This is a genomic window from Aliidiomarina sp. B3213, assembly GCF_003290085.1.
Classification (GTDB): Bacteria; Pseudomonadota; Gammaproteobacteria; order Enterobacterales; family Alteromonadaceae; genus Aliidiomarina.
In genome coordinates, this window is the sequence record NZ_QMKJ01000001.1 from 95,918 (window position 1) to 120,749 (window position 24,832).

The 24,832-nt window shown below is 44.7% G+C and carries 26 protein-coding genes and 1 other RNA gene; 12 read left to right on the forward strand and 15 right to left on the reverse strand.

The features are described from left to right. Positions 1 to 163 precede the first annotated feature (163 nt). The 5 genes from DQX04_RS00485 to nadK form a co-directional block, all read right to left on the reverse strand. Positions 164 to 2,344, reverse strand: a complete 2,181-nt coding sequence (locus DQX04_RS00485) for a bifunctional diguanylate cyclase/phosphodiesterase (protein WP_207801065.1) — start codon at positions 2,342 to 2,344, stop codon at positions 164 to 166. 167 nt (positions 2,345 to 2,511) lie between these two features. Beyond that, complete coding sequence (locus tag DQX04_RS00490) at positions 2,512 to 5,253, reverse strand: insulinase family protein (RefSeq protein WP_111913842.1); 2,742 nt, start codon at positions 5,251 to 5,253, stop codon at positions 2,512 to 2,514. Positions 5,254 to 5,310: 57 nt separating this feature from the next. Beyond that, complete coding sequence (bamE, locus tag DQX04_RS00495; protein ID WP_111913843.1) at positions 5,311 to 5,658, reverse strand: outer membrane protein assembly factor BamE; 348 nt, start codon at positions 5,656 to 5,658, stop codon at positions 5,311 to 5,313. Positions 5,659 to 5,771: 113 nt separating this feature from the next. Further along, the gene (recN, locus tag DQX04_RS00500) at positions 5,772 to 7,433 is read right to left on the reverse strand and encodes a DNA repair protein RecN (RefSeq protein WP_111913844.1); all 1,662 of its coding nucleotides are present in this window, start codon (positions 7,431 to 7,433) and stop codon (positions 5,772 to 5,774) included. A gap of 94 nt (positions 7,434 to 7,527) precedes the next feature. After that, positions 7,528 to 8,436, reverse strand: coding sequence for an NAD(+) kinase (gene nadK, locus DQX04_RS00505; RefSeq protein WP_111913845.1), 909 nt, complete (start codon positions 8,434 to 8,436; stop codon positions 7,528 to 7,530). A gap of 168 nt (positions 8,437 to 8,604) precedes the next feature. On the opposite strand from nadK, the gene grpE reads away from it, so the two are divergent. From grpE to DQX04_RS00525, 4 genes are all read left to right on the forward strand, one after another. Next, a complete protein-coding gene (gene grpE / locus DQX04_RS00510; RefSeq protein ID WP_111913846.1) occupies positions 8,605 to 9,246 on the forward strand; it encodes a nucleotide exchange factor GrpE in 642 nt (213 codons plus the stop codon). 93 nt (positions 9,247 to 9,339) lie between these two features. Continuing rightward, the gene (gene dnaK, locus DQX04_RS00515; protein ID WP_111913847.1) at positions 9,340 to 11,262 is read left to right on the forward strand and encodes a molecular chaperone DnaK; all 1,923 of its coding nucleotides are present in this window, start codon (positions 9,340 to 9,342) and stop codon (positions 11,260 to 11,262) included. Between the two features lie 92 nt (positions 11,263 to 11,354). Then, positions 11,355 to 12,500, forward strand: coding sequence for a molecular chaperone DnaJ (gene dnaJ / locus DQX04_RS00520; RefSeq protein WP_111913848.1), 1,146 nt, complete (start codon positions 11,355 to 11,357; stop codon positions 12,498 to 12,500). A 591-nt stretch (positions 12,501 to 13,091) separates the two neighbouring features. Beyond that, entirely contained in the window at positions 13,092 to 13,277 is a 186-nt protein-coding gene (locus DQX04_RS00525; protein ID WP_111913849.1) for a hypothetical protein, read from the forward strand. On the opposite strand, the gene rmuC is transcribed toward DQX04_RS00525, so the two are convergent. The 4 genes from rmuC to DQX04_RS00545 form a co-directional block, all read right to left on the reverse strand. Continuing rightward, positions 13,274 to 14,794: a DNA recombination protein RmuC gene (gene rmuC, locus DQX04_RS00530; protein ID WP_111913850.1), complete on the reverse strand. Its 1,521-nt coding sequence runs from the start codon at positions 14,792 to 14,794 to the stop codon at positions 13,274 to 13,276. The genes DQX04_RS00525 and rmuC overlap by 4 nt on opposite strands. Before the next feature lie 91 nt (positions 14,795 to 14,885). Next, entirely contained in the window at positions 14,886 to 15,101 is a 216-nt protein-coding gene (locus DQX04_RS00535) for a helix-turn-helix transcriptional regulator (protein WP_111913851.1), read from the reverse strand. Next, on the reverse strand, positions 15,094 to 15,513 hold the full coding sequence (locus DQX04_RS00540) for a hypothetical protein (RefSeq protein ID WP_111913852.1): 420 nt from the start codon (positions 15,511 to 15,513) through the stop codon (positions 15,094 to 15,096). Before DQX04_RS00540 ends, DQX04_RS00535 begins: the two co-directional genes overlap by 8 nt. A 122-nt stretch (positions 15,514 to 15,635) precedes the next feature. After that, positions 15,636 to 16,292, reverse strand: a complete 657-nt coding sequence (locus tag DQX04_RS00545; RefSeq protein WP_111913853.1) for a LiaF domain-containing protein — start codon at positions 16,290 to 16,292, stop codon at positions 15,636 to 15,638. A 282-nt stretch (positions 16,293 to 16,574) separates the two neighbouring features. Between DQX04_RS00545 and DQX04_RS00550 the strand changes: the two genes are divergently transcribed. Further along, a complete protein-coding gene (locus tag DQX04_RS00550; RefSeq protein ID WP_111913854.1) occupies positions 16,575 to 17,039 on the forward strand; it encodes a histidine phosphatase family protein in 465 nt (154 codons plus the stop codon). On the opposite strand, the gene pnuC is transcribed toward DQX04_RS00550, so the two are convergent. After that, positions 17,008 to 17,757 (reverse strand): nicotinamide riboside transporter PnuC, encoded by a 750-nt coding sequence (pnuC, locus tag DQX04_RS00555; protein ID WP_207801066.1) that lies wholly within the window; start codon positions 17,755 to 17,757, stop codon positions 17,008 to 17,010. The two genes, DQX04_RS00550 and pnuC, sit on opposite strands and share 32 nt — an antisense overlap. Before the next feature lie 108 nt (positions 17,758 to 17,865). Here pnuC and DQX04_RS00560 point away from each other — a divergent pair, with 108 nt between their 5' ends. From DQX04_RS00560 to DQX04_RS00570, 3 genes are all read left to right on the forward strand, one after another. Further along, the gene (locus DQX04_RS00560; protein ID WP_111913856.1) at positions 17,866 to 18,261 is read left to right on the forward strand and encodes a hypothetical protein; all 396 of its coding nucleotides are present in this window, start codon (positions 17,866 to 17,868) and stop codon (positions 18,259 to 18,261) included. 129 nt (positions 18,262 to 18,390) lie between these two features. Then, positions 18,391 to 18,888 (forward strand): TonB family protein, encoded by a 498-nt coding sequence (locus tag DQX04_RS00565; protein WP_111913857.1) that lies wholly within the window; start codon positions 18,391 to 18,393, stop codon positions 18,886 to 18,888. A gap of 97 nt (positions 18,889 to 18,985) precedes the next feature. After that, positions 18,986 to 19,699, forward strand: coding sequence for a ZIP family metal transporter (locus DQX04_RS00570; RefSeq protein WP_111913858.1), 714 nt, complete (start codon positions 18,986 to 18,988; stop codon positions 19,697 to 19,699). A gap of 247 nt (positions 19,700 to 19,946) precedes the next feature. Here the strand turns inward: DQX04_RS00570 and DQX04_RS00575 are convergent, their stop codons facing one another. The 3 genes from DQX04_RS00575 to ssrA all read right to left on the reverse strand — a co-directional run bounded on the left by DQX04_RS00575 (position 19,947) and on the right by ssrA (position 21,441). After that, complete coding sequence (locus tag DQX04_RS00575; RefSeq protein ID WP_111913859.1) at positions 19,947 to 20,426, reverse strand: hypothetical protein; 480 nt, start codon at positions 20,424 to 20,426, stop codon at positions 19,947 to 19,949. Positions 20,427 to 20,441: 15 nt separating this feature from the next. Beyond that, the gene (locus DQX04_RS00580) at positions 20,442 to 20,651 is read right to left on the reverse strand and encodes a hypothetical protein (protein ID WP_111913860.1); all 210 of its coding nucleotides are present in this window, start codon (positions 20,649 to 20,651) and stop codon (positions 20,442 to 20,444) included. Positions 20,652 to 21,088: 437 nt separating this feature from the next. Then, positions 21,089 to 21,441: a transfer-messenger RNA gene (gene ssrA, locus DQX04_RS00585) on the reverse strand. Positions 21,442 to 21,603: 162 nt separating this feature from the next. Between ssrA and DQX04_RS00590 the strand changes: the two genes are divergently transcribed. Next, complete coding sequence (locus DQX04_RS00590) at positions 21,604 to 22,083, forward strand: DUF4199 domain-containing protein (protein ID WP_111913861.1); 480 nt, start codon at positions 21,604 to 21,606, stop codon at positions 22,081 to 22,083. 15 nt (positions 22,084 to 22,098) lie between these two features. Here DQX04_RS00590 and DQX04_RS00595 read toward each other — a convergent pair whose 3' ends face one another. Continuing rightward, the gene (locus DQX04_RS00595) at positions 22,099 to 22,716 is read right to left on the reverse strand and encodes a fumarylacetoacetate hydrolase family protein (RefSeq protein ID WP_111913862.1); all 618 of its coding nucleotides are present in this window, start codon (positions 22,714 to 22,716) and stop codon (positions 22,099 to 22,101) included. A gap of 73 nt (positions 22,717 to 22,789) precedes the next feature. Here DQX04_RS00595 and DQX04_RS00600 point away from each other — a divergent pair, with 73 nt between their 5' ends. Then, positions 22,790 to 23,731, forward strand: a complete 942-nt coding sequence (locus DQX04_RS00600) for a ChaN family lipoprotein (RefSeq protein WP_165831905.1) — start codon at positions 22,790 to 22,792, stop codon at positions 23,729 to 23,731. On the opposite strand, the gene DQX04_RS00605 is transcribed toward DQX04_RS00600, so the two are convergent. Next, a complete protein-coding gene (locus DQX04_RS00605) occupies positions 23,728 to 24,111 on the reverse strand; it encodes a DUF423 domain-containing protein (protein ID WP_243618862.1) in 384 nt (127 codons plus the stop codon). The genes DQX04_RS00600 and DQX04_RS00605 overlap by 4 nt on opposite strands. A gap of 93 nt (positions 24,112 to 24,204) precedes the next feature. Here DQX04_RS00605 and DQX04_RS00610 point away from each other — a divergent pair, with 93 nt between their 5' ends. After that, on the forward strand, positions 24,205 to 24,411 hold the full coding sequence (locus DQX04_RS00610) for a hypothetical protein (protein WP_111913864.1): 207 nt from the start codon (positions 24,205 to 24,207) through the stop codon (positions 24,409 to 24,411). Next, complete coding sequence (locus tag DQX04_RS00615; RefSeq protein WP_111913865.1) at positions 24,408 to 24,812, forward strand: YchJ family protein; 405 nt, start codon at positions 24,408 to 24,410, stop codon at positions 24,810 to 24,812. Before DQX04_RS00610 ends, DQX04_RS00615 begins: the two co-directional genes overlap by 4 nt. Positions 24,813 to 24,832: the final 20 nt, after the last annotated feature.

A 24,832-nucleotide genomic window follows, 5' to 3' on the forward strand; every position in this document is an offset into this window, starting at 1 on the left:
AAGCGCGTGTTTCGCTGTGATGTTTTACGTTAAAGCTTACCAGTATGCTATGGGCCCAAGACGGTGGAGTTTAATCGGTTTATGTTTAGGGCCACTAGCATGGCCGCTGTTTCGCACGCATCAACAATTTAGATTATTGAAAGCGCTGGGTAGGGAAGGGGTTTTATTTAACGCTTAGTGCAGTTTTTTCTTCGGCGAACACTTCAAAGTCGGCGCCTTGCATAGGCTTAGCAAAATAGAAGCCTTGCACTGTTTCACATCTCAAGGTGCTGAGTACCATGAGTTGCTCCGCATACTCTACACCTTCTGCAACTACGCTCAAGTCGAGGTTGTGAGCCATAGAAATAATCGACGCCACCATATTACGCTCTCGCGCACTTGTGTGAATGTCGTCGATAAAGGCTTTATCGATCTTCAAGCAGTGAATAGGGAACCGTTTCAGGTACGCTAGTGACGAATAGCCTGTGCCGAAGTCGTCGAGTGCCAAATGAATGCCACAGTTGGCTAACTCGGTCATGATTTGAATAGCTTTTTCGGGATTGGTCATAACCATCCCTTCAGTGATTTCTAGTTCTAGCGCTTCTGCAGGTAACCCTGTTTTATCTAAAATAGCGAGAATGCTGTGTACTAGGTTAGGTTGGTTAAACTGTCTCGCAGAAAGGTTTACCGCAACGCGGCCATGAAACAGTCCACGCTGTAGCCACTCTTTTGCATCTAAACAGGCTTTTTCTAAAACCCGCTCACCAAGTTCTAAAATAAGTCCTGTTTCTTCAGCTAATGGAATAAATTCCGCAGGGCTCATTTCACCATGATTCGGCACAAATATGCGTGCTAGCGCTTCTAAACCTTCTATTTTGCCCGTCGCAATATTCAGCTTCGGTTGGTAGTGCACACGTAGGTGGTCATCTTTCAGACACTGGCGAAGCTGGTTTTCAATTTGTAGGCGATTTACCGCAGCTTCGTTCATAGACTCACTGAAGAATTGATAAGTGTTTCCGCCCCTATACTTGGCGTGGTACATCGCGGTGTCTGCGTTTTGCAATAACTCTAAGGATGAGTCGCCGTCATCTGGATAAACTACTACGCCTAGAGAGCCATTCACCACGAGCTCGTGCTCTTCAACTAAGAAAGGTTCGTGCAAGGCTGAAACCAGCTCCTCTGCAATATTAGCCACACTGCTGAGGTCGGATATTTGTTCTAAAACAATCGCGAACTCGTCACCACCCAAACGGTAAAGTGAGTCTTGGCGAGAAATTAACTCATTAATGCGCTCTGCAACCTGACAAAGTAGAACGTCACCGATATCGTGGCTAAGCGAGTCGTTAATCTTTTTGAAGTTATCGAGATCAAAGATTAAAAGTGCGTGTGGAATGCGTTTTCGAACAAGGGTGGAGTGACTCACCTGGAAGTAGGAGCGGTTAGGTAATCCGGTTAAGGTATCGGTGTTGGCTAAACGCCTCAGTTCGGTTTCGGTAACCTTCCGTTGTGTAATGTCTGCAAAGCTTGCCACATAGTGCGTAATAACACCGTCATCACGTTTGATGGCGTCAATACTAATATCGATGGTGTATCGCTCGCCAGACGCTCTTAAGTCGTCCACTTCACCACGCCAGCTTCCGCTTAAGGAAAGCTGTTCTTTTACATGAGCAGTAAATTGATCGGAATACAGCGCCAACCTGAAAGGGCGACCTGTGGTTTGTTCTCGCGAAATTCCAGTGATTCTAACGAAGGCGTCGTTTACTTCTACCGCTTTGAAGTCTCGGTCGTAAATACACACACCGTCTGAGATATTGGTGAAAGAGGCTGCGAATAAACGTACTCGCTCTTGCGCCATAAATAGCTCATGAACGTCTTTGATGGTACCTGTCATTCGAATCGCGGTGCCATCTGCGTCTCTTTCTACAACTTTGCCTCGGTCAAGAAGCCAGCGCCATTCATCATCTTTGTCTTTAACGCGGTAAGTTACCTCGTAATGATCGACATGATTACTTAGGTGCTGAATTAATGCGTCTCGAACTCTGCTTTGGTCGTCTTCATGAATAATGGCTGAGGCGTTTTTGTTACGAATGCCGTCTTGAGGAAAGTCTTTAATGGTATTCCAATCATTTTGACAATAGAGCTCACCGCTTGATATTTCCCAGTCCCAAAGCTGATCGCCACTTCCCCATAAACTGAGCTTTAAGCGCTCCTCACTGGCTTTTATGTGCCGAATGGTTTCTCGTCGTGCACGGAAAATCTCAAAGCCCAAACCAAGTAAGACAATAATAAAGAAGCTGAAAATTGCAATAGACCAACCTGAACGCCACCATGGCGCGAGGTTTTGAGGGAGCTGTGTAGCAGACACAGGTAAACTTGCCGTTGCTAAGAGGAGCAAAGAACAGCTTGTGAGCCACATTGGGAATTGAGTTGTTATGCGTCTACTAATTTTATTTATTATTGTGAAGCGCACGCTCACCTCGAATTAGACTATCCATTACGGATAGCATCATTTATGAACCTAAAATTAACGGATTATTCAGGTTCTGTCAAAGCTATCGTACATAAAGATATAGCGGCTAGCCCTTGTGTGAGGCGATGTTGCACAAATTCTAGGAAGTCTGACCGTTGTGCGTTCCTGACTTCTTGGGCAAGGGTATTTGCCAACTCGAAATCGGCTTGGTTTTTGGTTATTGACTGCCAAAGTCGTTGAGCTCGAATGCGTAAACTTGGATCTTTATTTTCTAAGTGCCCTGCAATAGCTTGCGTGGCTCGGCGCCATTCCTCGTTGTTTATGTGCTGAACCTGCTCTGCAAACTCTTGTAAAAACTCAACAATTTTCCCTTCTAAAACGTCAGGGGAATATTGTGGAGATTGCACATAAAACAAAATTCCGGGTAAGCCATGCATAGGGATATAACTGTTTCCGACTAAGTAACCTAACTGCTGACGAGTTCGCAATTCGTTAAAAAATAAAGGCCCCACAAGATGATTAAGCAGCAGAAAATTAGCTTTTTCTGCAAGTGCTGTATGTTCACCTTGAATAAAAAACGCTGCAACGTGGTCTGGGTGGCTACTTGGAAAACTTACGCGCTCGACGCCTTCAGAAATACGTCGAACGTATCGGCTCAAAGTAGTTGAAGGTGTTGTGGTTATAGGTAACACCGACGATGCGTAACGCGCCATGCTGCGAGCTTCATCTTCTGGCCAGTCGCCATGAACAAGCAAAGTCGCTTGAGCGTCTCTGAATAAGCCGGGTAATAAATTGGTGTAATGGTCAAAGTCGAGGTCGGAGACACTCTCGGCTAACTGTTTGGATGTGTGTGCCCCTTGCTGAACATGATGATGGAGTAGGGCAACCATGTGGTTAATCGGGTTGGTTTGGTGAACCGCAGCCCAATTGCTGGATAACGAGTGCTTAATGTTCTCGAACGTAGCTTCGTCGGCGCGCACCTCACTTAATGCTTTAACTACTTCTTTAAATACCTTGGGCTGTTGGCACGAGAAACCTGTGAGGTGAAGGGTAATTCCCCCGTGTTGGGGGAACAAGTTAATATGAACCCCCGCTATTTCAGCGTCGTAGAAGCGTTCATTTAATGTTTCTAGCCCTAACTCGCACCAAATACGGCTACAGGCGTAATTGCGTGCACTAGCGTTGGCAAACGGAAGCTTCAACATCAAATAGATGTGTCCTTTCGGAGCTCTGAAATCCCGGTCTTGTAAATGCCAATAGTCAAATGCCTCATTTAGTACCACTTGCTGTGGGTATCTTTCAGCTTGCCCTTCTAAAGGGAGTGGTTTGTCTCTTTGCGGAATGAACGCATTGCGGCTAGGAAGTTTAAATGTAACTTGCTCTGGCTCTCGAATGTAAAATTTTGCCTCTGAATCTGTAATGTTACGTACTGAGAATTCGGTACCGTACCAACGGCTATGTTGGTCAGTTTCTACCTCTGGATGAACGACAGTAATGCGCGCGTTCTCGGGTATAAATCGAGCCAAAATGTCTTGCGCAAACAGAGTATTCAGTTCGTCCATGCGGTAGTCACCTGAAACCACATGTTCAGGTGCGTAATGAAGCATATTTACAGAGAGTTGTGAGGCTAAATCAACGGCTTGAATAGGCTCAGGAAAGCGATACGCCAAACCTACAATAGAAGCACGGTCTTTGTATAGAGCTGCGTTGATCCCCTCAGCTGTGACTAGCCGAATGTAGGAAAAACACCATTGGATAATGTCCTGTATATGCGACTGACCATCTTCCGTAAGCTGAATGTTGATCGTGAAGTCTTTAAAGTTACTACCGCTTGCGCCACCACCGGCAGAAAGGTTAAGAATCCAGCCTTTGTGGCGTAACTGCGCACATAATGAAGACTCTCCTTCGTGACCTAATAAATGCGCAATGAAACTCGTTGTTTTATATAGGTAGTCGCTATTAATTTCTTCCAAGCCAAACGTTATAAACAAACGATTCGCATTTTTTAGCGGTTTAACGTAAATCCATTGGCTGGTGTTGTCGCTCAAGTATAACGGTTCACTGATTTCGGGCGGTGCAACCCCTTGGCTTGGTAGCTCAGAAAAAAGCAGTTCAACGTCACCTTGCATGGTTTCAATAGACTCGCTACTCACCAAAGTTAACGCCATATTGCTAGCATGATAATAATCTTGGTGAAACTGGCGCAGTTGATTTTGAATGGTGAGCCCAGGTTTGTCTTGTAGTGTTTCTGCGTTGCCTACAGAAAACTTTGAGAAAGGGTGCGACGGGTTACTGGTTTGTTTGTGCACATCATATAATCGGCGTAGTTCGTCTTTTAACTTAAGCCTAAATTCAGACTCAATAGCTTGGCGTTCACGTTCTATCCAGTCCTCATGCAACTGTGGGGCAATAAGAATTCGCGCGAATCTTTTTAATGCTTCGTGGAAATGCTCATTAGGAACTTCAAAATAAAAGTTACTGTGCTCAGTGCCTGTCCACGCGTTATGGTGGCCGCCGGAGTAACTCATGAAGTCTGAATATGCATCTGCCTCTGGGTAAGCATCACTTCCTAAAAACAGCATATGTTCAAGAAAGTGGGCTAAGCCAGGAGTGTCTGGCGGGTCTTGAAAGTGTCCTGCTTTAACCGTGACGGAAGCTGCTGATTGAGGGGTGTCTGGCTGATGTACCAAGAGAACGGGAAGACCATTCGGTAAGGTTACCCATTTGTAGTCCCGTTCATCAGAAGGACTCTTCTCAATCACAAATTCTTGGCTTTGCGCCTCAGAATTGTTGGTAGTGACCATGAGAAGAGCCTCGCTAAGCAGAAAAGTATATAGTCGCCGGTGTTAATACTGCTTAAATTAGGCGTCTAACGGTACGTTAAAATCTTCGGGTGTCTCGAAATCTCCTGAAATACTTACTACACGCCCATTTTCAAAGTGGACAAATAATTCACGAGTAACGATGTCACCACGACCTGGCTTTAAACGGTATATATAATGCCAAGTATCGTTTCGGAATGCGTCTTCTGCAACTGGAGAGCCTAAAACATAGGTAACTTGCTCGTGCGTCATTCCTACTCTTAAATTATCTACGTCACGTTGCTCTAAATAGTTCCCTTGCGGAATGTCTATTTTATAAACTAACGGGTCAAACACAGAGCAACCCGCCAAAAACATAACAAATACTGCAATTCCCAAAAACTTCATAAGGTATCCATTGGTGTAATCATCAAAAGTACAATGTTCATCATAACGTAAAAAGACTGTGGCTCGCTATATGAGAACCACAGCCTTTGGTTAATCTAATGCAAAAAAGTTCCCTAACCGGCAAGTAATTCCTGCGCATTCGCAATGCTGTTTGCCGTAATATTGTCGCCACCGAGCAAGCGCGCTAACGCTTTTACTCTTTGGTCGTCATTCAATGGCGTCATCTGCGTTGTTGTTTTACCATTTTGGTTCACCTTTTCCACTTCTAATTGCTGGTGCGCGCGCGCCGCAACCTGAGGGAGGTGAGTAACGCAAATAACTTGATTGGCCTGACCTAGCTTACGCAACAATTTTCCTACGGTTGCCGCGGTTGGCCCACTTACGCCAACGTCTACTTCGTCGAATATCAATGTAGGTAACCCGTCGTGCTGCGCTGTGAGTACCTGTATGGCTAAGCTTATGCGAGATAATTCACCTCCAGAAGCTACTTTTTGCAGAGGCTGTAATGTTTGACCTGCATTCATGGCAACATCAAAACTTACGCTATCAAATCCTTTCGCAGAGCTTTGCTGCAGCGAGCTTTCAATGCGAACTAAAAACTGACCTTCCTTCATATTTAAGTCTCGCATAGTGCTTTGCACCTGCGACGACAGCTTTTTGCCAGTAGTTTTGCGAGCTGACGACAGCTTTTCAGCATGAGCTTTAAACTCAGCTTCCGCTGCTTCAATATCTTTGTCTATCGTTTCAAGTCGTTCAGAACTATTGGCTAAACCCGCTAGTTCACCTTGCAAAGCATGGTAGTGGTTCACTAACTCTTCTGGCGCAACTTGATGCTTGCGAGCCAACTGCATAGCGTTGGTTAGCCGAGACTCTACTTCTGCGAAAGCTTGTGGATCGCTTTCTAAATGATCTTGGTAATGCCTTAATTCTCGAACAGCCTCTTCTATTTGCACGCTGGATTGTTCGAGTAACTCAACGATCGGGGCTAGTTTGTCGTCTAGCTCTACACTTTCTTGGAGTCTTTGAATAACTTGCTCTACCAGACCATAAGCGTTGTTATGCTCACCGTCGTAAAGTGAATTTAAGCCATAAAGCGCGTGCTCTTGTAGCTGAGTGGTATTCGCTAAACGATTATGATCTTGTTCTAGCTGTTCGAATTCACCTTCTTGAATATCAAACTCTTCGAGTTCACGAACTTGATACTCCAGTAACTGACGCTGGGCGAGTGTAGCTTCGCTCTCTGTACTGAGCTGTTTCTTTTCTTTCAGTAAAGATTGCCAAGCTTTCCATGACTCTTTTACTTTCGCTAATAAACTTGAATGATCTCCATACTGATCGAGAAGTGTAAGTTGTTGCTCAGACTTCATCAGTAAATGGTGATCGTGTTGCCCATGTAAGCTTACGAGTAGACTTCCTAATTCTTTCAGTAAGGCAACGGGTACAGGTGCTGCATTCACATAAGCTTTAGAGCGGCCTTCCGCGCTTATTGTACGGCGTATAACACACTCTTCGTCGGCTTCAAGCTCACGGCTCTCTAGCCATTTCTGTACGTCGGGAAGGGTTTCTGTATGGAAACTCGCGCTTATCTCTGCTTTTTTTGATGCGTCGCGCACCATAGACGCTTCCGCGCGTGCGCCTAGGCAAAGGCTTAGCGCGTCTAAGGCGATGGATTTACCGGCACCGGTTTCACCTGTAATAGCACTCATGCCTGATTTAAAGTCGATACTCATGTCATCGACGATAGCGAAATTGCGAATACAGAGTTGCGTTAACATAAAGAAGTCTCCATAGAAAATGCCGCACTGTTTATATGTACAGTATAAATATACAGTGTTTGTACAGTATGGCAAGTCAGTTAAGAGAAAATCTTTAAAAGAGGCGGCTACCCCAAGCCAACTTGTTTCTTAGAACATTGAAATAGTTGTAATTTCTTGGGTGTATTAAACGCAAATGTTGAGCTTGACGCTGAATGTTTATCGTTGAACCAGGTTTCACAGCTAGGGTGTTATGACCGTCGCAGCTTAAATGAAGGGGTTCGTTGTCGGGGGCAACCCGAAGCGATATTTTGCTTTCTGCAGGAACAACTAAAGGTCGACTGCTTAAGGTGTGAGGAAACATAGGGATGATGTTTATCGCTTCCAAACCGGGGTGCAGTATGCTGCCACCAGCCGACAATGAGTATGCAGTAGAGCCGGTAGGCGTAGCAATAATAAGACCGTCTGAGCGTTGCGAAAACACAAACTGGTCGTCAACAAACACTTCAAATTCGATCATATGAGCAACTTTATCGGAGTGCAGTACGACTTCGTTCATGGCATTGCCATATTCGCATGCTCCACTTTCTTTGTTAACTTGAGCGTCTAACAAGAAGCGCATTTCCGTTGTGTATTCACCCGCGAGCACTTCACTTAAATACTTCGTGGCGTCCTCAGGGCTTAAATCGGTAAGAAAACCTAACTTTCCTCGGTTTACACCAATAACGCCGACATCATGCAAACTCAATTCTCTTGCGGCGCCAAGCATATTGCCGTCACCACCCACCACAACAGCTAAGTCAGCGCGCTTGCCTAACTCTGAAGTGGACACACTCTCAATAGACGCTACTGAACATTGTTGGTGTGCTCTGTCTTCTGCGAGGATGGTGTAACCCGCGTCTGACAATGATTGGCAGAGCGACTCAAATGTTGCTCGAGCTTTGTCGGTCGACGGAATACCCAACAGTCCAATGGTTTTGAACGTTGAATTTTGCGCTGGCGTAGTAATCAAATCCTGACTCATCGGGTATTCCTGCAAATCGCCTTTCAATGTTGAACGAAAAGGTTTAATGGGGTAACGCTAAAAAGAATCTAAAAAAAATTCAATAAAAACCCTTACGAATTGTATTGAAATATTTTTAGCTAGCCCCATATAGGCTTCATTAGATTGACCAATAATGGAGTTTAACACATGACAGACGCTGCTAAGCCCGGTTCTCAACAAGAACAACCGCAAGAAGAAGCTCAAGTTGAGCAAACCGAAGCGCAAGTTGAAGAATCAACTTCTGACGCGCAAGAAAGCCAAGCACCGGAAGGTGAAAACGATTTAGCAACTCGTCTTGCTGAAGTGGAAGCGGCTTTAGCGGCTGCTCAAGAACAAGCTTCAACGGAAAAAGACAAAGCGTTGCGCGTTGCTGCCGAAGCTGAAAATGTGAAACGTCGTTCAGCGCAGGAAGTAGAAAAAGCTAAAAACTTCGCGCTAGAAAAATTTGCAGGTGAATTGCTTTCGGTTATCGACAATCTTGAGCGTGCAATGCAAGCCATCGATAACGAAGACGATGCAATGAAAAGTGTCTATGAAGGCATTGAAATGACCTACAAAGGCTTTATCCAAACTATCGAGAAGTTTGGTATGCAACCGGTTAATCCTGAAGGTGAAGCGTTTGACCCACAATTACATCAAGCAATGGGTATGCAGGAAAGCGAAGACGTCGCGCCAAATACAGTGCTTGCTGTTATGCAAAAAGGTTACACCCTAAATGGCCGACTTTTACGTCCGGCAATGGTGATGGTGTCTAGAGCGCCGACCGAAGGTGTAGATACTCAGGCTTAATTGCAAAGAAATTTGAGTTATTTCATTGAAATTTAACAGGGTGACCCCACATAAAGGTTAACCCGGAAAGAATTGGTAGTTTGGGAGATTATTATGAGCAAAGTGATTGGTATTGACTTAGGTACTACAAACTCTTGTGTTGCCATCATGGATGGTGACAAAGCACGCGTTCTTGAAAACGCAGAAGGCGATCGTACAACGCCTTCAATTGTAGCTTTTACAGAAGACGGTGAAACGCTAGTAGGTTCTCCTGCAAAGCGTCAAGCGGTTACTAACCCAGCGAACACATTGTTTGCAATTAAGCGTCTTATCGGTCGTCGTTTTGAAGACGAAGAAGTTCAGCGCGACATCGGCATTATGCCATACAAAATTGTTAAAGCTGACAACGGCGACGCTTGGGTAGAGTCGAAAGGTGAGAAGAAAGCTCCACCTCAAATTTCTGCTGAAGTTTTGAAGAAAATGAAGAAAACAGCAGAAGACTATCTCGGTGAGAAAGTTACTGAAGCTGTAATTACAGTACCTGCGTACTTCAACGACGCACAACGTCAAGCAACCAAAGACGCTGGCCGCATCGCAGGTTTAGAAGTTAAGCGTATTATCAACGAGCCAACAGCGGCTGCTCTTGCCTACGGTATGGACAAGAAAGCTGGTGACCGTACAGTAGCGGTTTACGACTTAGGTGGTGGTACGTTCGATATCTCAATTATCGAGATTGACGAAGTAGAAGGCGAGCACACGTTTGAAGTACTAGCAACTAATGGTGACACGCACCTAGGTGGTGAAGACTTCGATAACCGTGTAATCAACTACTTGGTAGAACAGTTCCAGAAAGACCAAGGTATCGACTTACGTAAAGATCCTTTGGCAATGCAGCGCTTAAAAGAAGCGGGTGAGAAAGCGAAAATTGAACTTTCTTCTGCGCAGCAAACAGAAGTGAACTTGCCATACATCACAGCAGACGGTTCTGGTCCTAAGCACTTGGCTATCAAACTAACGCGCTCAAAACTTGAGAGCTTAGTAGAAGACATGATCAAGAAGACACTTGAGCCAGTAAAAACAGCATTATCTGACGCAGGCTTGAAAGTAGGCGACATCCAAGACGTTATCTTGGTGGGTGGTCAAACACGTATGCCTAAAGTTCAAGAATTGGTTACAGACTTCTTCGGTAAAGAACCACGTAAAGACGTGAACCCAGACGAAGCTGTTGCAATTGGTGCTGCGGTTCAAGCGGGTGTACTACAAGGTGACGTGAAAGACGTACTACTTCTAGACGTGTGCCCACTGTCACTTGGTATCGAAACTATGGGTGGCGTAATGACTACGCTTATCGAGAAAAATACGACGATTCCAACGAAGAAGTCGCAAACATTCTCGACTGCGGAAGACAACCAGTCTGCGGTAACGATTCATGTACTTCAGGGTGAGCGTAAACGTTCAAGTGACAATAAGTCATTGGGACAATTCAACCTAGAAGGTATTCGTGCAGCAATGCGCGGTCAGCCGCAAATCGAAGTTACTTTCGACATCGACGCGGACGGTATCTTGAATGTGTCTGCGAAAGATAAAGACACAGGTAAAGAACAGAAAATTACCATTAAAGCTTCTTCAGGCCTAAGTGATGATGAAGTAGAAAGCATGGTTCGTGACGCAGAATTGAATGCAGAAGAAGACCGCAAGTTTGAAGAAACTGTTCAGGCTCGCAACCAAGCTGATGCATTGATTCACGCTACACGCAAGCAAATGGAAGAAGCAGGTGATGCACTTCCTGAAGAAGACAAAACTGCAATCGAAAGCGCAATTAGCGAGCTAGAGGAAGCAGTGAAAGAGGGTGAGAAAGAAGCGATTGAGCAGAAGTCTCAAGCCTTAATGGAAGCGTCTGCAAAACTTATGGAAATTGCTCAGCAAAACGCACAGCAGCAAGCTGGTGCAGGTGAAGAGCAAGGCCCTGCAGAGAACGCCGCGGATGACGTAGTCGACGCAGAGTTCGAAGAAGTTCAAGACGACGACAAGAAATAATTGTCGATTCTGTTAGAACGTTCTTGCACGGGTGTTGCCGCTAGGTAACGCCCGTGTGTTTGTTTAGAACCGAATAAAAGAAGACGTAAAGTATGGCTAAAAGCGATTATTACGAAATTCTAGGCGTAGACAAAGGCGCTAACGAACGCGACATCAAAAAAGCGTACAAGCGCTTGGCGATGAAGTATCACCCTGACCGTACGAAAGGGGACAAAGACTTAGAAGCTAAATTTAAAGAAGTAAAGGAAGCTTACGAAGTCTTGAACGACCCACAAAAACGCCAAGCTTATGACCAATATGGTCACGCTGCATTTGAACAAGCACAAGGCGGAGCCGGTGGCTTTGGTGGCGGCGGTGCGGACTTTGCCGACATCTTCGGTGACGTGTTCGGTGATATTTTTGGCGGCGGTCGCGGAAGACAGCGTAGCCGAGCTCAGCGTGGTTCAGACCTTCGCTATAACTTAGAACTTTCATTGGAAGAAGCTGTTGCTGGTAAAACAGCGGAGCTGAAAATTCCAACGTTAGCGGCATGTGACGACTGTGGTGGTTCTGGCGCAGAGAAAGGCTCGAAGTCGGAAACCTGCGACTACTGTCATGGCCAAGGTCAAATTCAAATGCGCCAAGGATTCTTTGCTGTGCAGCAAACATGTCCGAAGTGTAGTGGTAGCGGTAAGGTTATTAAGAACCCTTGCAAAACCTGTCATGGCGAAGGCCGGGTAGAGAAAACTAAAACGCTTAGCGTGAAAATTCCAGCTGGCGTAGACACGGGCGACAGAATTCGTTTAGCAGGTGAGGGTGAAGCCGGTGAGCATGGCGCTCCTGCAGGTGATCTTTATGTGCAAGTGCATGTACGTGAACATCCTATTTTCCGCCGTGATGGCAATAACTTGTACTGCGACGTACCGATAAGCTTTACCCAAGCTGCCTTGGGCGGTGAAGTGCAAGTGCCAACGCTAGATGGCCGTGTGAAGTTGAAAATTCCAACTGAAACACAAACAGGGCGTATGTTCCGTTTGCGTGGTAAAGGTGTGAAATCTGTGCGCAGTGGCGCAGTAGGCGACCTGGTTTGTAAGGCTGTTTTAGAAACGCCTGTGAACTTGTCGGCTAAGCAGAAAGAGCTTTTGCAAGAGTTTGAAGAGTCAATGGGCAAAGGCGAAGAAGCGGCTCGCTATCGTCCAAAAGAACGTGGTTTCTTTGACGGTGTGAAGAAGTTCTTCGACGACTTGACTGGCAACTAAACTCTTTACGTGATGGAAGGGGGTCAGAGCACTTAGTGCTCTGACCCCCTTTTTTATTGAGTAGGGGGACTGGCTTCAACCTGTCCCCATATGGTTAAAGTAACTGGTGCTAGGTATTTGGTTACGTATCAGCTTATCTTCCATGTGGTCACGGATATACCTCTCACAGGGACGCCGTAAACCCTTCCCTGGGGGCTTCTCTTCGACATCCATGTCTCAGAGACCCTGTGAGAGGTATATCCGCACCTATTGTCATGGAAGATAAGCTGCATCAAACAATAGCTACCGAAATGTATATGTCACGGCATGAGAAAAGCACATCGAGTGCTTCCCTCATGCTAAAAGCCAAGCCTCTGGTTCGAAATCTGCCTTTTTATCAACAGTCTTCGCCCGCAAACATTCCATTCAAGTACGGTAATGGTTAAAAGACTCTGCTAGGTATTATGCTTGGGTTGTAGGACAGGAGGCTGGCTTCAGCCTGTCCCCATATGGTTTTTATTTACACCAGCGGTGCTTCTTGCGTGTCGAGCGGTATTTTGGAAATCCTAAAATCGTTTATAGTGTGTCTATTGATTAAACGGAGGAAACATTATGGATGTCGCTGAAATTTTAAAATGGGCTGTTATTGGTGGTGTTGCTGTAATGGTGTTTCTTACTATTGTGGGGCCTGAAACCAAGCTGTCTAAATGGATTCGTGACGAGAGTAAATCGGATGACTTAAACGCACGAGTAGAAGCGTTGGAAGCACGCGTTGCTGAGTTAGAAAAGCGAAATTAATCGCTTTTCTCATCAGGCTTTTCTTCTAACTTTTCGTCTTCGTCAGGCAGTGCTTCTACCACTAATGAAAGCTTTTCAACGTCGTGATCTGCGTGGTAGGTGCTCATGTCAGGCAGAGACTTAGATACCTTCACCGAGAGTTGATTAAAGCGGTCAACCTTACCGTATAGACCTTGTTGGCCGGCAACAGCGGTTACTGTGTCATTGTAGTGATTACTTACGGTATTGAGTGTTCTACCGAGCTTTTGTAAGCGCTCTGCCACCAAGCAAACCTGGTTAAAAATCTCACCGGCTTTTTCGCTTATTTCGCGCGCTTCGCTGGTGCTTTTGTCCATCATCCATAAGTTAGACACGGTGCGTAGAATTGGAATAAGCGTGGTATGGGAGACCAATACGATATTCTTGCGGTAACCGTATTCAAAAAGCTCTTTGTTTTGCTTCAATGCTTCAATGTAAGCCGGTTCAATAGGCATAAACATCAGTACAAAGCTTGGGCTGCGCATGCCAATAACATTGGTATAGTCTTTGGACGCTAAATCGTCGATGTGGCGCTTTACTGCTTTTACGTGCTCTACCATTGCTGCGTTGTATTCTTCGGGTGATTCGGCACTTACTGCTTTCTCGTAAGCCACCATGGTGACCTTTGAGTCGATAATAATTTGTTTGTTGTCGGGTAGTTTAATTAGGTAGTCGGTTTGCTTATGCTTGCCTTCTGCGTCTCTGAATGAGCTTTGCTTCTCATAATGGATGTCTGCTTGTAAGCCGCCCATTTCTAGTGTGCGCTCTAACTGTGCCTCACCCCATGCGCCTCGTTGCTGCGAGTCACCTTTTAAAGCGGATGTAAGATTGTTGGCTTCCTCACTCATTTTTAAGCCGATATCGAGCACTTTTTTCAGCTCCGATGTCAGGTTGGAGTTACCCCGCACTGACGATTCGTGCACTTCGTTAATTCGTTTTTGAAAGCCTTCGATTTGCTCTCTGAAAGGCTTTAGGAGCACATCAATACTTTCTTTGCTGGTGCTCGTGAACGTTTTTCCCTTTTCTTCAAATATCTTGTTAGCGATGTTTTCGAAGTCTTTGGTTAACACCGCTCGTGCCTCTTTAAGCTCTTTAAGTTGCGCCTGGTAGTACTCTTCTTGCTTCTCTTGTGCTTCTTGTTGGCGTGTATGCGTAACATTCAAACTGTGATATTCAGTTCGCAGTTGCTCTAACTTTGCTTCTAACTCTTCTGCTCTTAACTTTTGCTCACTCAGTTGTTGCTGCTTGCCCTCTAGCTGAGTTTTGAGCGTAGTTTCTTGGCGTTCTGTGTTGGTGAGGCTTTCGCGCAGGGTTTGTTGCTCTTGCTGTACTGCAGAGTATTGCGCTTTTTGCGTATCTAATTGCTGCTGAGTATGTGCAAGTTCCGACTCTACGGTAGCAATAGAGCGTTGGCTTTGGGCGCGGGAAAATAAGAAGCCAATAACGGCTCCGATAACTGCACTAGCGCCAATAGAAATAAGAACAACAGGTGTCCACATACTCAGTTCCTTGTCGATATGGGTGAAAGCTTGTTGATGATAACAGAACTTATCACAACACAAGAGGGCGACAGGTTATGTCGCCCTAAATTTATGTTTCGGGAACGTACTGAAAAACAGTTTCAAGAGGTTGATTAAATTCATGAGCGATTCGAAATGCCACTTCCAGAGAGGGTGAGTAACGTCGTTGCTCTATGGCGGCAATCGTTTGTCGAGTAACATTTACCTTGTCACCCAATTCACCCTGAGTCATGTCTAGCTGTTCTCTGAATTCTCGTACGCTATTGGTGATAGGAAGCTTAGCCACGGCGATGCTTCCAAATGAGTATAACGTATTCGGCGATCTGACTTAGTACGAGTGAACCAAACGCAGTATAGAAAAGTGCATTGCCGTCTTCGTGAATCATGTAATGGCCTAGCCCAAAAAACAAACCTATAGCGAGTACAATACCACTAATATGGCTACTAAAAAGTGCGATGGTTTTTTCTCGCTCGTCTAGCTTTCCCTCGGCTTGCTTAGGCTGAATTATCGCCAAAATGATGTGCGAGGCGATGGCTAGAACAATAATAGTGCCGACAAATTTACCGAGTAACATCCAGGACGGATCAATGACCTGCTGCGCATGCATAGATGCGTTGTAAACAGAGTGTGCGAGGTCAAAAAAAGCGACCGATAAAATAATGAGCATGGCCCATGCAGAGCGTTCTTGGAATGACATGTGAAAACCTCATGATATTAAATAACAGCAAGCAATGTTAAAAATACTTAACATGAGGAAGTGTAAGGTTAGAAAATAGCCATGTCAAATATTTTTAACATGGCTATTGCTAGCTATTGAAATTAATAGAGATCTTTACCTGAGAAAGACTCTTTAATGCTGTTGGCAAACGCCATGAATTTTTCTTTCATTGTGGTTTTCAGTTTTACTTCGATACTGCCAAGTACAGACCAACCTTCAATGGTAATGACTGGAGCCTGGCGGTTTGCCATATTTGGGGCGTGATGCTCAGTATTACTTAAAATATTGGTGACCGAAGTGACTACATTTACATTTTCTGGCACTAAAATTTCAATAGAGCACAGCGCATCTTTTACGTCGATAATGACGTTCTGACTTTGAAAAATAGCGTCGCTGAAATCGAGTTTAGTAGAGCCTAGTACCCCGACGATGCTAATTCGCTTGGGCACAACCCATTGCCCACTTTTTTCGGTGTTACTTAAAATAGTAGTGATTTTTTGATGGGTATCGTCGTTACCCGAGCGGTAATGGGGTGTAAACTGCTTTTCTTTGTAGGTGTCGTAGTTAGAATCTGCTTCCATAGGTAAGTCTTCTACTAAGGCAACAATCTCTTGATGATCGTTACTTTCCGATGCTTGGTCTAATCTACGTTCGAACGCTTCAGCAGAAATCACACCGTGACTATAGTTAACGATGAGCTTGTCTATGGTTTCTTCGCGAACTTTCTCTATGGGTCTGTCTTCTAACTTTACCGTCATTGTTTATTCCCTCGTGTTATCTTATACACGTTAGCGTAAATATAGTGGTTTGTACCAACATGGCTTATGTGAATTAAAGTAAGCAAGATTCAAGCCTCTTTGTAATTTTTATATATTTCAGTTGCTTACGATTTTTACATGGCTGTTGTAGTGTGGTTTCTCACCATCTAATAGGCTTTTTCACTATTAAATGTTGCAAGCCATCGAAAAGAAAGAGGAAGTAAGGTGAAGGTATTTCTCGCGATTTTAACTGCTTTAACTATAACGACAGGATGTTCAAGTATGAATAATCAAGCTGATGAGTTTCATGTATACATTATTCGTCATGCTGAGAAGGCAAAGAGTGACGGTGAAAACCGCGATCCGCAATTGTCGTATTGTGGACAGCAGCGTGCGCGAGCCTTAGTTCACCTTTTGAAAGACAGAAATATCGACGCAGTTTATGCTACCGGCTATCAACGTACGCAGCGAACAGCTCGGCCTCTAGCTCAAGACCGAGGTTTGGTCGTGCAAGAATATAACGCAAGAGACAGCCAAGCTTTAGTCGACAGTGTTCTCAGTAAAAAGGAAGATGCGCTTATTGTCGGTCACAGTAACACCGCACCGGTTATTGCGAATTTAATGGCAGGCACCGAACTTGAGTTGCTTGACGAGAGTGAGTTCGACAAGCTTTATAGTATTGAAGTGCACACAGACCGAGTTCTTTTGCACGAACTCAATCAAGGTTTTGTTTGTGACGAGTCGTAGAAGACCACCATTCATATAAAGCGATAAACGCGTTTACTTGATAAATAAGCGTTTGAATTGCAAATATCATGTTGTTGTTGGCTAAGTTCACTGCTAGCCATACGAAGTTCACGACTATCCAAATCCACCAACTTGCTGCGTAACGCAAAATCATCATGGTCTGGGCGGTTACGCCGAGAACAAAAGCTAAAACATTGATTTGATACCAAGTAATGTTGAAGCCTAACCACGAGATTGCACTGCTTGAACCTGCGGGAATAAATGCAAAGGCTTGAAGCTTAGAATTTACCCATGGAAAAAGTAACAAGCCCAGCGCTATAAAACCCAGCGTAATTAACCAAAGCAGCTTGCTCCCTGATTGCGGTTTCATGTCACCTTTGTCGTCTTGGTGTTTTCGCCAATGAAGTAAGCCAAATAGGTGAGTAAAAAAGTAGAATATCGGGGCCATCATTAAGCCGGTCGCACCACTTCTTCCCTGAGCAACAATCTCACCGACATTGGCAAGCATGCCAAGCCCATTGCCGCCGATGTTTTTACGAAAAGCCAAAGCAAGCACGCATAATAGACCGACAAGCGCTACAGAGAGTTTGAATATGTCTAACCCGGTACGTTCAGTGGTAAGCCAAAATCCTAAAAATAAGGCTAGGGCGCCGCAAACAAACCAAGTTATCGCCCAAGGGCGTTGCCAGTCATTGGTGATTTTTTCCAGTATGTTCATTCCGATTCGCTTTTTGGTTTAATAACATGCAAGGTACAGCCATTAACTTATTAAGCTACTTAGTTTTGCTGAATAGTTCGGATTTTACAATGAGTACAGACTTTGAGTATGAAACACCTTATTAAGCGCAGAATAATCACTATTACCGCAATTCTGATTGCGCTGTTTTTAGGAGCCTGTACGAAGGGTAAACTTGAATATTACGATGCTGACGGGCAACTTAAAACTGCATGCGAAACTGTTTATACATGGCAACCGAGTGTCGATAAATATGCAGTTGAATACGTGTTGGCACACTGCGCCAGAAAGGCACAAGAACAGGGGCTAACGGTAAAAGATCAGCGCTTATTGGATATTGATTTGTCTGTTCCTGTATCTCCCGAAGGGCAGCCTTGGACTTTTGACTTAGCCCGTGAGCATCATCAGAAGGGGCTGATAACTGACAAGCAATATGGATACATTTTGGCGTATATTGACTTGGGGTATCCAGTCATCGAAGGTTGAATGTAAATAAATACGAAAAGAGTTGTACAGGTAATCCATATTGGATGAACTTTTTGCGCAGCGCAGTATGCTAGTTTGTATCTGCTGTTCAAGACCGATTAAAAAGTAGAAAAAACAAGGAAGATAATCATGAAAAAATCAATTCTCACTTTAGTTGCAGCGGTTACATTAGCTGCTTGCCAATCTACGAGCGACATGTCGCAAGACTCAAACAGTGCAAGCGCAAATAATGACGCATATACGGCGATGGAAATGACACCTAGAGAACTGCTGAAAAGCAAATGGGGCGATTTACTACGCTTTCCTGCGCGCTACCCTGAGCAAGCGGCAATGCGGTCCGTGAATGGCTGCGCAACTGTAGAGTACGTTATTACCCCTGAGAATGAAGTAACCCATATTCAGATTGTTGCGGAGAGTGCTCGCTATTTTGGTCAAGCAGCTGAAGATGTCATTCAAAATTGGGCTTGGCAACAATTACCACAAGGCATTATTTCTGAGCCGGTAAAAACACAAACGCGTTTCGACTTTTGTGTGGAAAGCGATGAGCAACCATGTTCACGTGTAACACAGACATTTACTTGCCCTGGTGAAGATATTATTCAGTCGATTGGTAGACGTGTAATGTAATAATGTGAAGCGCACCGTGATCATAAAGCATTAGGCAGTTTTTCAACTGCCTTTTTTATGTCTACAGTAAAGTAACCATCACTTTGGGTTTTCGGTTATGCATGAACTTACTTTTATCCTCGTTCTGACCTTAGTCGCTGGTCTCGCTATGCCTGCCGGAGCTGCTTTAGCGTGTTTTGAACATATTCGTCCGCGGTGGTTGGAAAATGAACTTCGTCATACGGTAGTGGCGTTTGGGGGAGGGGCTCTTCTTTCTGCTGTTGCACTCGTGTTGGTACCAGAGTCGATAGACAGTCTAAATCAACTGCTGGCGCTACTATGTTTTGCCTCCGGTGGCGCTGTATTCATGTTTTTGGATATTTTCCTTGCGAAAAGAAAGACATCCGCAGGGCAACTGGTGGCTATGTTAGCTGACTTCATTCCTGAAGCTATTGCACTGGGGGCTACCTTTACGGTGTCTACATCCGGTGGTTTATTGCTCGCGATTATTATTACCTTACAAAACTTACCTGAAGGCTTTAATTCCTACCGAGAGATAAAATCATCTACAGGAATGCAAGGTCCCAAAATTATTTTATTATTCGCATTTATGGCACTTTTGGGGCCAGTTTCAGGTCTTGTGGGGTATACCTTACTTGCGGAAAGTCACATCGTAATTGCTGGCATCATGATGTTTGCAGCGGGGGGAATTTTATATATCGTATTTCAAGATATAGCACCACAGGTTCGTCTTCGGAATCATTGGGCCCCGCCATTGGGAGCTGTGGCGGGTTTTGGCCTTGGTATTCTAGGCAAAATGTTAGTTGTTTAGGTTTAGGTTGTTTCTTATCGCCTCAGATAAAGGTGCTGAAATATCTGCGTGGCTATTATGAATAATATGAAACACTTCGACGGTGGTAGGTTGTACGCGGCGAGCTGGTAGTGCTTCTGGGTAAGGTTCTCCATCGGCTATGAGAGTAGCAATTTCCGTGAAGGCTTAAGAGACGAAAGCCGCTTTCTTGTTAGGTTTAGTTTTTAGGAATTTCGTGCCCTCCTGGAGCTCAAGTGCACTGATTGGTCTAGTGCGCTTGAGCCGCATAAGGAGGTGCGTAGTCAAGGTTCACAAAGAATAAACCACCACTGTTTTCTGAGATACCTAAAGAAACCGTCATTCGAATGTTTTCAGAAACCGACGAGTCAGGGACTATTCGAAAGCCTATATCTGATGTCTGCACAATTGATTCGTATTGTATTGTTGCACCAGAAGGGGAGCTTTCTCGGGCTATCTCTTTTGCCGTGTATTCTGCCATATCGTAAACCACTAACGTAAATGGAATTTCTTGGTTGGTGGAAACGACATTGATGATGATTTCGTTCCCTTCAGGAATTTCACTTACATTCGTGCAATTGAAGAAATTATTAGCGGAGTGAAGATCGACAACAAAAGAGTTCAAAGCCGTGATTTTAATACATTCGGCAGGCTCACTTACAGCAGAGTAAGAAAAGGTGAGCACGATAAAAGAGAAGAGAGTGGCTAAACAGTTTTGTGCATTTCGCATAAGACATCCTTTTTCTTATTGTGAGTGGCTTTGATAGTTCGTAGGCCAAATAAGCGCGAGAGCGATAGAAATATAGGGAATAAAAATACCAACAATTAGCCATTTTGCCGCATCCAATCTCCTGGATTTGGCGATTAAATACGTGGGTAGAGCTGATAAGAACCCTATAAAAACAGCTAAAAGAATAATAGGGCCAAAAAAGACGATAAGAACATTCGAGTCCATGTGGTTTACTCCTTTTCCTTTAGGTTAAAAAGTAAACTACCAAATGTTTTGTTGTTTGTATATCTATGTGGTTTTGTGAATCAAGAATTACTGAGGAGAGCCAAAAGAGCTTCGCTCTTTGCTGGGGGGGATTGTACGAAAGCCATCCATGGCTTTCGCCCTGCGGGTCTCGCTTTGCTCGATACTAAAACGCTCCCGGCGTTTTAGTGAACCCGAACGGGGGGTCTGCATCCTTCTTGTTACCAAAAGAGCTGCGCTCTTTGTTGGGGGATTGTACGAAAGCCATCCTTGGCTTTCGCCCTGCGGGTCTCGCTTGCGCTCGATGCTAAAACGCTCCCGGCGTTTTAGTGAACCCCCTACGTGGGTTCAATACAATCCCACCAGTTTTCACCCGAAAATAAAAAACCCCGAGCCTTTCGGCTCAGGGTTATTTTATTTGGTGGAGCTGGGGGGATTTGAACCCCCGTCCGCTATACCGCCACTTTCGGTCCTACATGCTTAGTCGTCTCTTTTAGTTAACTGCTTTAAACGCCGAGCGACAGGCTTTTAAGCAGCGAGTCCGATTGAGTTTAACATTTTGGCTCCGGACGAAGCCGCCATGCGAGCCTGTATAGATGACCATCCGAACCTCTGCCTACAGACAAAGCCTGAGTGGATGGCTAGCGGGATTAAGCCGCTAGAGCGTAGTTGTCGTCGTTTGCAACTATTAGTTTGAGGCTTTTTACGAGGCCAGCCTCACCTCGGCATGCACCTTAAGCTTTATGTATCCCGTCGAATCCAAATCAGCCCCTTGGTGTTACTACTCAGACAGTATAACAAAGTTAAAGTTCCGCTGAAATATGCGTAGCACTTAGTTTTAAGCACTTTTCTAAGTTTTGTTGGAAACCGTCTATAATTGTTTCGCTTCATTAAATATATATGGCTATGAAAACAACAAAAACAAGGTTTGCTTATGAAACAGTATCAACAAGAAATTAAATGGGGTGTCATTTTCTCTATTGCCATGCTGGTGTGGATGGTTATAGAGAGAGTTGCTGGCTTACATGATGACATGATCGACAAGCATGTAATTTACACCAACGGTTTTGCGATTGTGGCTATTGCTGTGTATGTATTTGCGCTTCGTTCTATTCGTAATAATCGTCCTGCGCCTTATACCTACAAAGAAGCATTTATATCAGGTGTGATTATTTCGTTGGTTGTAGCGGTGCTGTCTCCATTAACTCAGTGGATAACGCATACGTTTATCACGCCCAACTTCTTTGACAATATGATTGCTTACACCGTAAGCAGTGGACAGGCTACCCTAGAAGAGGCGCAAGCATACTTTAACTTCTCCAGCTACGTGCTTCAGTCGGTTATTTTTGCATTCGTGATGGGCGTGATTACAACGGCTATCGTTGCTATTTTTATACGCCAGAAACCACATTAAGTATTCTTTCGTAAATTATTTTACTTCGGTGCGCTCGTGAATTTTATTCTCGAGCGTAGCCTCTATTTTGTCGCCGACATTTAACGCACCGACGCCTGCAGGTGTGCCAGTTAAAATAATATCGCCCGCATTTAAGGTGAAGTGGCGGCTAGCATACTGAATAAGCTGCACAATAGGGATGAGCATATCGCTGGTATCGCCTTGTTGACGTACCTCATCGTTTATTTTCAATTCAAACTTTAAGGCTGTAAGGTCTAAATTGTCGATCGGTATAAATGCTGAAACAGGGCAGCTGCCGTCGAAGGCTTTGGCTTTTTCCCATGGCTCTCCGCGCTGTTTTAGTTCGTTTTGGAGCTCGCGTAGCGTAAGGTCTAGTGCTAAACCTACAGCGTCAATTGCTGTGCTTGCGTCCACTTCGTCTGCATTTTTCAGTGTTTTCCCGAGCAAAACAGCAACTTCGAGTTCGTAATGCACGGGCTGCGCGATTGCGGAAACTGGAATAGGGTCGGTTAGCGGTACTAACGTTGTTGCAGGCTTCATAAACAGTATGGGCTCTACAGGGATGGGGTTATTCAATTCTTTTGCATGCGCTGCATAGTTACGACCAACACAAACCACTTTATTGTAATTCACTCGTTTCCCCTTGAACTGATTACGATTTCAGACAAGTATATGCTATCAAGTTATGGCTTTGGAGAGGAACTTTGTGATTCGGAACGTTAAAAATGCACTGACATTTACGTTAGGACTTACCTTTCTTATTGGCTGCGCATCCCACCAGCCGCCTGAGCCAGAAGCTAACGTAGGCCCGGAACTCTCATTTAACTTTGAAGCTCGAGAACACGAAAATAATGAGTTGATTGGCAAATTTTGGAGCCCCGTTACTCAGAACTATATTTCCTGGCAGCAAGTCGACCGTTTTTTACCTGACGGTGGCTGGTTATTTATTGGCGAGAGTTTAGGCCACCCGGACAACGAACGAATTGCCACTTATCTTATAGAACATTTAGGAAGAAGTGGTCGGTTAGGTGCTGTTGCTTTAGAAGTCATGAACACGGAGCAACAAGAATTACTCGACGAGCACTTAGGCGAACGCAACATTGATGAACAAGAGCTTAATTGGAATCCGCAAGTAGGCGAATGGAACGAGGTAGAGGGCATATTAGAGGCTTCGTTGCGTTATGCTTCTCGAGTTATTGGCGCTGATATGTCTAACGAGAATAAAAACAAAGTTCGAACTTCCCAGCGAGAAGTGGCGCATTACTCTGCAGGACACAGTGATTACTTAGCTAACTTAATTTACCGTCAGTTCTGCCAGGTGTTTACGCAAGAGCAAGCGGCTGAGATGGTGGACGTGCACATTGCCCGCGACCAGTTTATTGCTGCGCAAATCATGGGGGCTACGGTTCCTAGTGCCGTTAACGTATTTATTGGAGAGAAGGGCAGAATACGAACCGACTACGGTGTACCTGTGTGGCTGGCGGAAGACATTAACGTGCGCACTTTGGCGCTCGTACCGGTAGCTGCTTCAGAAAACCCACAAGATTATGTGGGCTCAACTTATAGTGGTTTAGACCCCGCCCAGCTGTTTTACTTCATTCCTGGGTTTCAAGAAAGCAGTGCCTGCGCAGGGAGTACAGCCAATTAAGCGGGTAATTTAAGCGCCGACCAAGCCAACAAAGACCAGCCCGCAATAAAGCAAAGACCGCCAAGTGGAGTAATGGGGCCAAGGAACTTCCACTGGGTTAGCACTAAGCCGTACAAACTGCCAGAAAACATCAGAATACCCAGAACGAATAATGTGCCTATGGCGAATAAGAATTTAGCTTGTGGGACGTGATAGAACATAAAGGCTATGACAACTAAGCCAAAGGCATGAATAACCTGATAAAGCACCGCAGTTTGCCATGTGGCAATGGAAGATTCGGCAACTTGATTCTTGAGTGCGTGCGCTCCAAAAGCCCCAAGTATGACGGCTAGTCCCAAGAAAATGGCACCCAGGGCTAAAAAACTTTTAAACATCGGCATTGCTTGTTCCTTTTTGGGCTCGACAATTCTTGTTTGAATGGCCGCGGTAAGATAATTTATGCCATTAAATCATTCGCAAAGGAAAAATGCATTATGAACTTAAATGTCACTCTAGTAGGTCAAACTCTATTTATTTCTGCACTTGTAACGACACTGTTGACCTATTTTTTATCGAAAGGGAAAGTTCGAAACAGAATGGGAGTTACGATTTTGGGCTTTATTGGAGGGCTTTTTCAACCTATCGGTATTATTGTTCTCATAGTTTTATTGCTTAAGAAGCCTATTGCGCAAGAGTCATGATCTGTCCATGCGGTTCAAACCATAATTATGAAGGCTGTTGCGAGAGGCTTCACTTAGGCGAGGTCGCCCAAACCCCAGAGCAACTCATGCGTTCGCGTTACAGCGCATTTGTTGTTGGAAACGTAAATTACCTTTTGCAAACTTGGCATCCGTCGACGCGACCCACGCTTAACCTAGACGATAACCCCGACTGGCAGAAGCTCGACATTCTCAGTACTTCTCATCCGGCTCCAAGCCCATTCAGCGCTCCAGCTCAAGAAGGAGATGAAGGTTTCGTTCATTTCAAAGCCTATTATCGACTACCTGAAAACACGGGCGGTGGGTTAGCCTGTTTAGAAGAAAAGTCGCGTTTTGTATTTGAAAATGGTTGTTGGTTTTACATTGATGGTCATATTTTCTAACAAAGCTGACCATTAATCTG

What these genes read in the sequence shown, in the direction of transcription:
- DQX04_RS00490 (WP_111913842.1), bottom strand. Translation starts at nt 5,253, where the DNA reads ATGGTCACTACCAACAATTCTGAGGCGCAAAGCCAAGAATTTGTGATT.
- bamE (WP_111913843.1), bottom strand. Translation starts at nt 5,658, where the DNA reads ATGAAGTTTTTGGGAATTGCAGTATTTGTTATGTTTTTGGCGGGTTGC.
- recN (WP_111913844.1), bottom strand. Translation starts at nt 7,433, where the DNA reads ATGTTAACGCAACTCTGTATTCGCAATTTCGCTATCGTCGATGACATG.
- nadK (WP_111913845.1), bottom strand. Translation starts at nt 8,436, where the DNA reads ATGAGTCAGGATTTGATTACTACGCCAGCGCAAAATTCAACGTTCAAA.
- grpE (WP_111913846.1), top strand. Translation starts at nt 8,605, where the DNA reads ATGACAGACGCTGCTAAGCCCGGTTCTCAACAAGAACAACCGCAAGAA.
- dnaK (WP_111913847.1), top strand. Translation starts at nt 9,340, where the DNA reads ATGAGCAAAGTGATTGGTATTGACTTAGGTACTACAAACTCTTGTGTT.
- dnaJ (WP_111913848.1), top strand. Translation starts at nt 11,355, where the DNA reads ATGGCTAAAAGCGATTATTACGAAATTCTAGGCGTAGACAAAGGCGCT.
- DQX04_RS00525 (WP_111913849.1), top strand. Translation starts at nt 13,092, where the DNA reads ATGGATGTCGCTGAAATTTTAAAATGGGCTGTTATTGGTGGTGTTGCT.
- rmuC (WP_111913850.1), bottom strand. Translation starts at nt 14,794, where the DNA reads ATGTGGACACCTGTTGTTCTTATTTCTATTGGCGCTAGTGCAGTTATC.
- DQX04_RS00540 (WP_111913852.1), bottom strand. Translation starts at nt 15,513, where the DNA reads ATGTCATTCCAAGAACGCTCTGCATGGGCCATGCTCATTATTTTATCG.
- DQX04_RS00545 (WP_111913853.1), bottom strand. Translation starts at nt 16,292, where the DNA reads ATGACGGTAAAGTTAGAAGACAGACCCATAGAGAAAGTTCGCGAAGAA.
- DQX04_RS00550 (WP_111913854.1), top strand. Translation starts at nt 16,575, where the DNA reads ATGAATAATCAAGCTGATGAGTTTCATGTATACATTATTCGTCATGCT.
- pnuC (WP_207801066.1), bottom strand. Translation starts at nt 17,757, where the DNA reads ATGAACATACTGGAAAAAATCACCAATGACTGGCAACGCCCTTGGGCG.
- DQX04_RS00560 (WP_111913856.1), top strand. Translation starts at nt 17,866, where the DNA reads ATGAAACACCTTATTAAGCGCAGAATAATCACTATTACCGCAATTCTG.
- DQX04_RS00565 (WP_111913857.1), top strand. Translation starts at nt 18,391, where the DNA reads ATGAAAAAATCAATTCTCACTTTAGTTGCAGCGGTTACATTAGCTGCT.
- DQX04_RS00570 (WP_111913858.1), top strand. Translation starts at nt 18,986, where the DNA reads ATGCATGAACTTACTTTTATCCTCGTTCTGACCTTAGTCGCTGGTCTC.
- DQX04_RS00575 (WP_111913859.1), bottom strand. Translation starts at nt 20,426, where the DNA reads ATGCGAAATGCACAAAACTGTTTAGCCACTCTCTTCTCTTTTATCGTG.
- DQX04_RS00580 (WP_111913860.1), bottom strand. Translation starts at nt 20,651, where the DNA reads ATGGACTCGAATGTTCTTATCGTCTTTTTTGGCCCTATTATTCTTTTA.
- DQX04_RS00590 (WP_111913861.1), top strand. Translation starts at nt 21,604, where the DNA reads ATGAAACAGTATCAACAAGAAATTAAATGGGGTGTCATTTTCTCTATT.
- DQX04_RS00605 (WP_243618862.1), bottom strand. Translation starts at nt 24,111, where the DNA reads ATGCCGATGTTTAAAAGTTTTTTAGCCCTGGGTGCCATTTTCTTGGGA.
- DQX04_RS00610 (WP_111913864.1), top strand. Translation starts at nt 24,205, where the DNA reads ATGAACTTAAATGTCACTCTAGTAGGTCAAACTCTATTTATTTCTGCA.
- DQX04_RS00615 (WP_111913865.1), top strand. Translation starts at nt 24,408, where the DNA reads ATGATCTGTCCATGCGGTTCAAACCATAATTATGAAGGCTGTTGCGAG.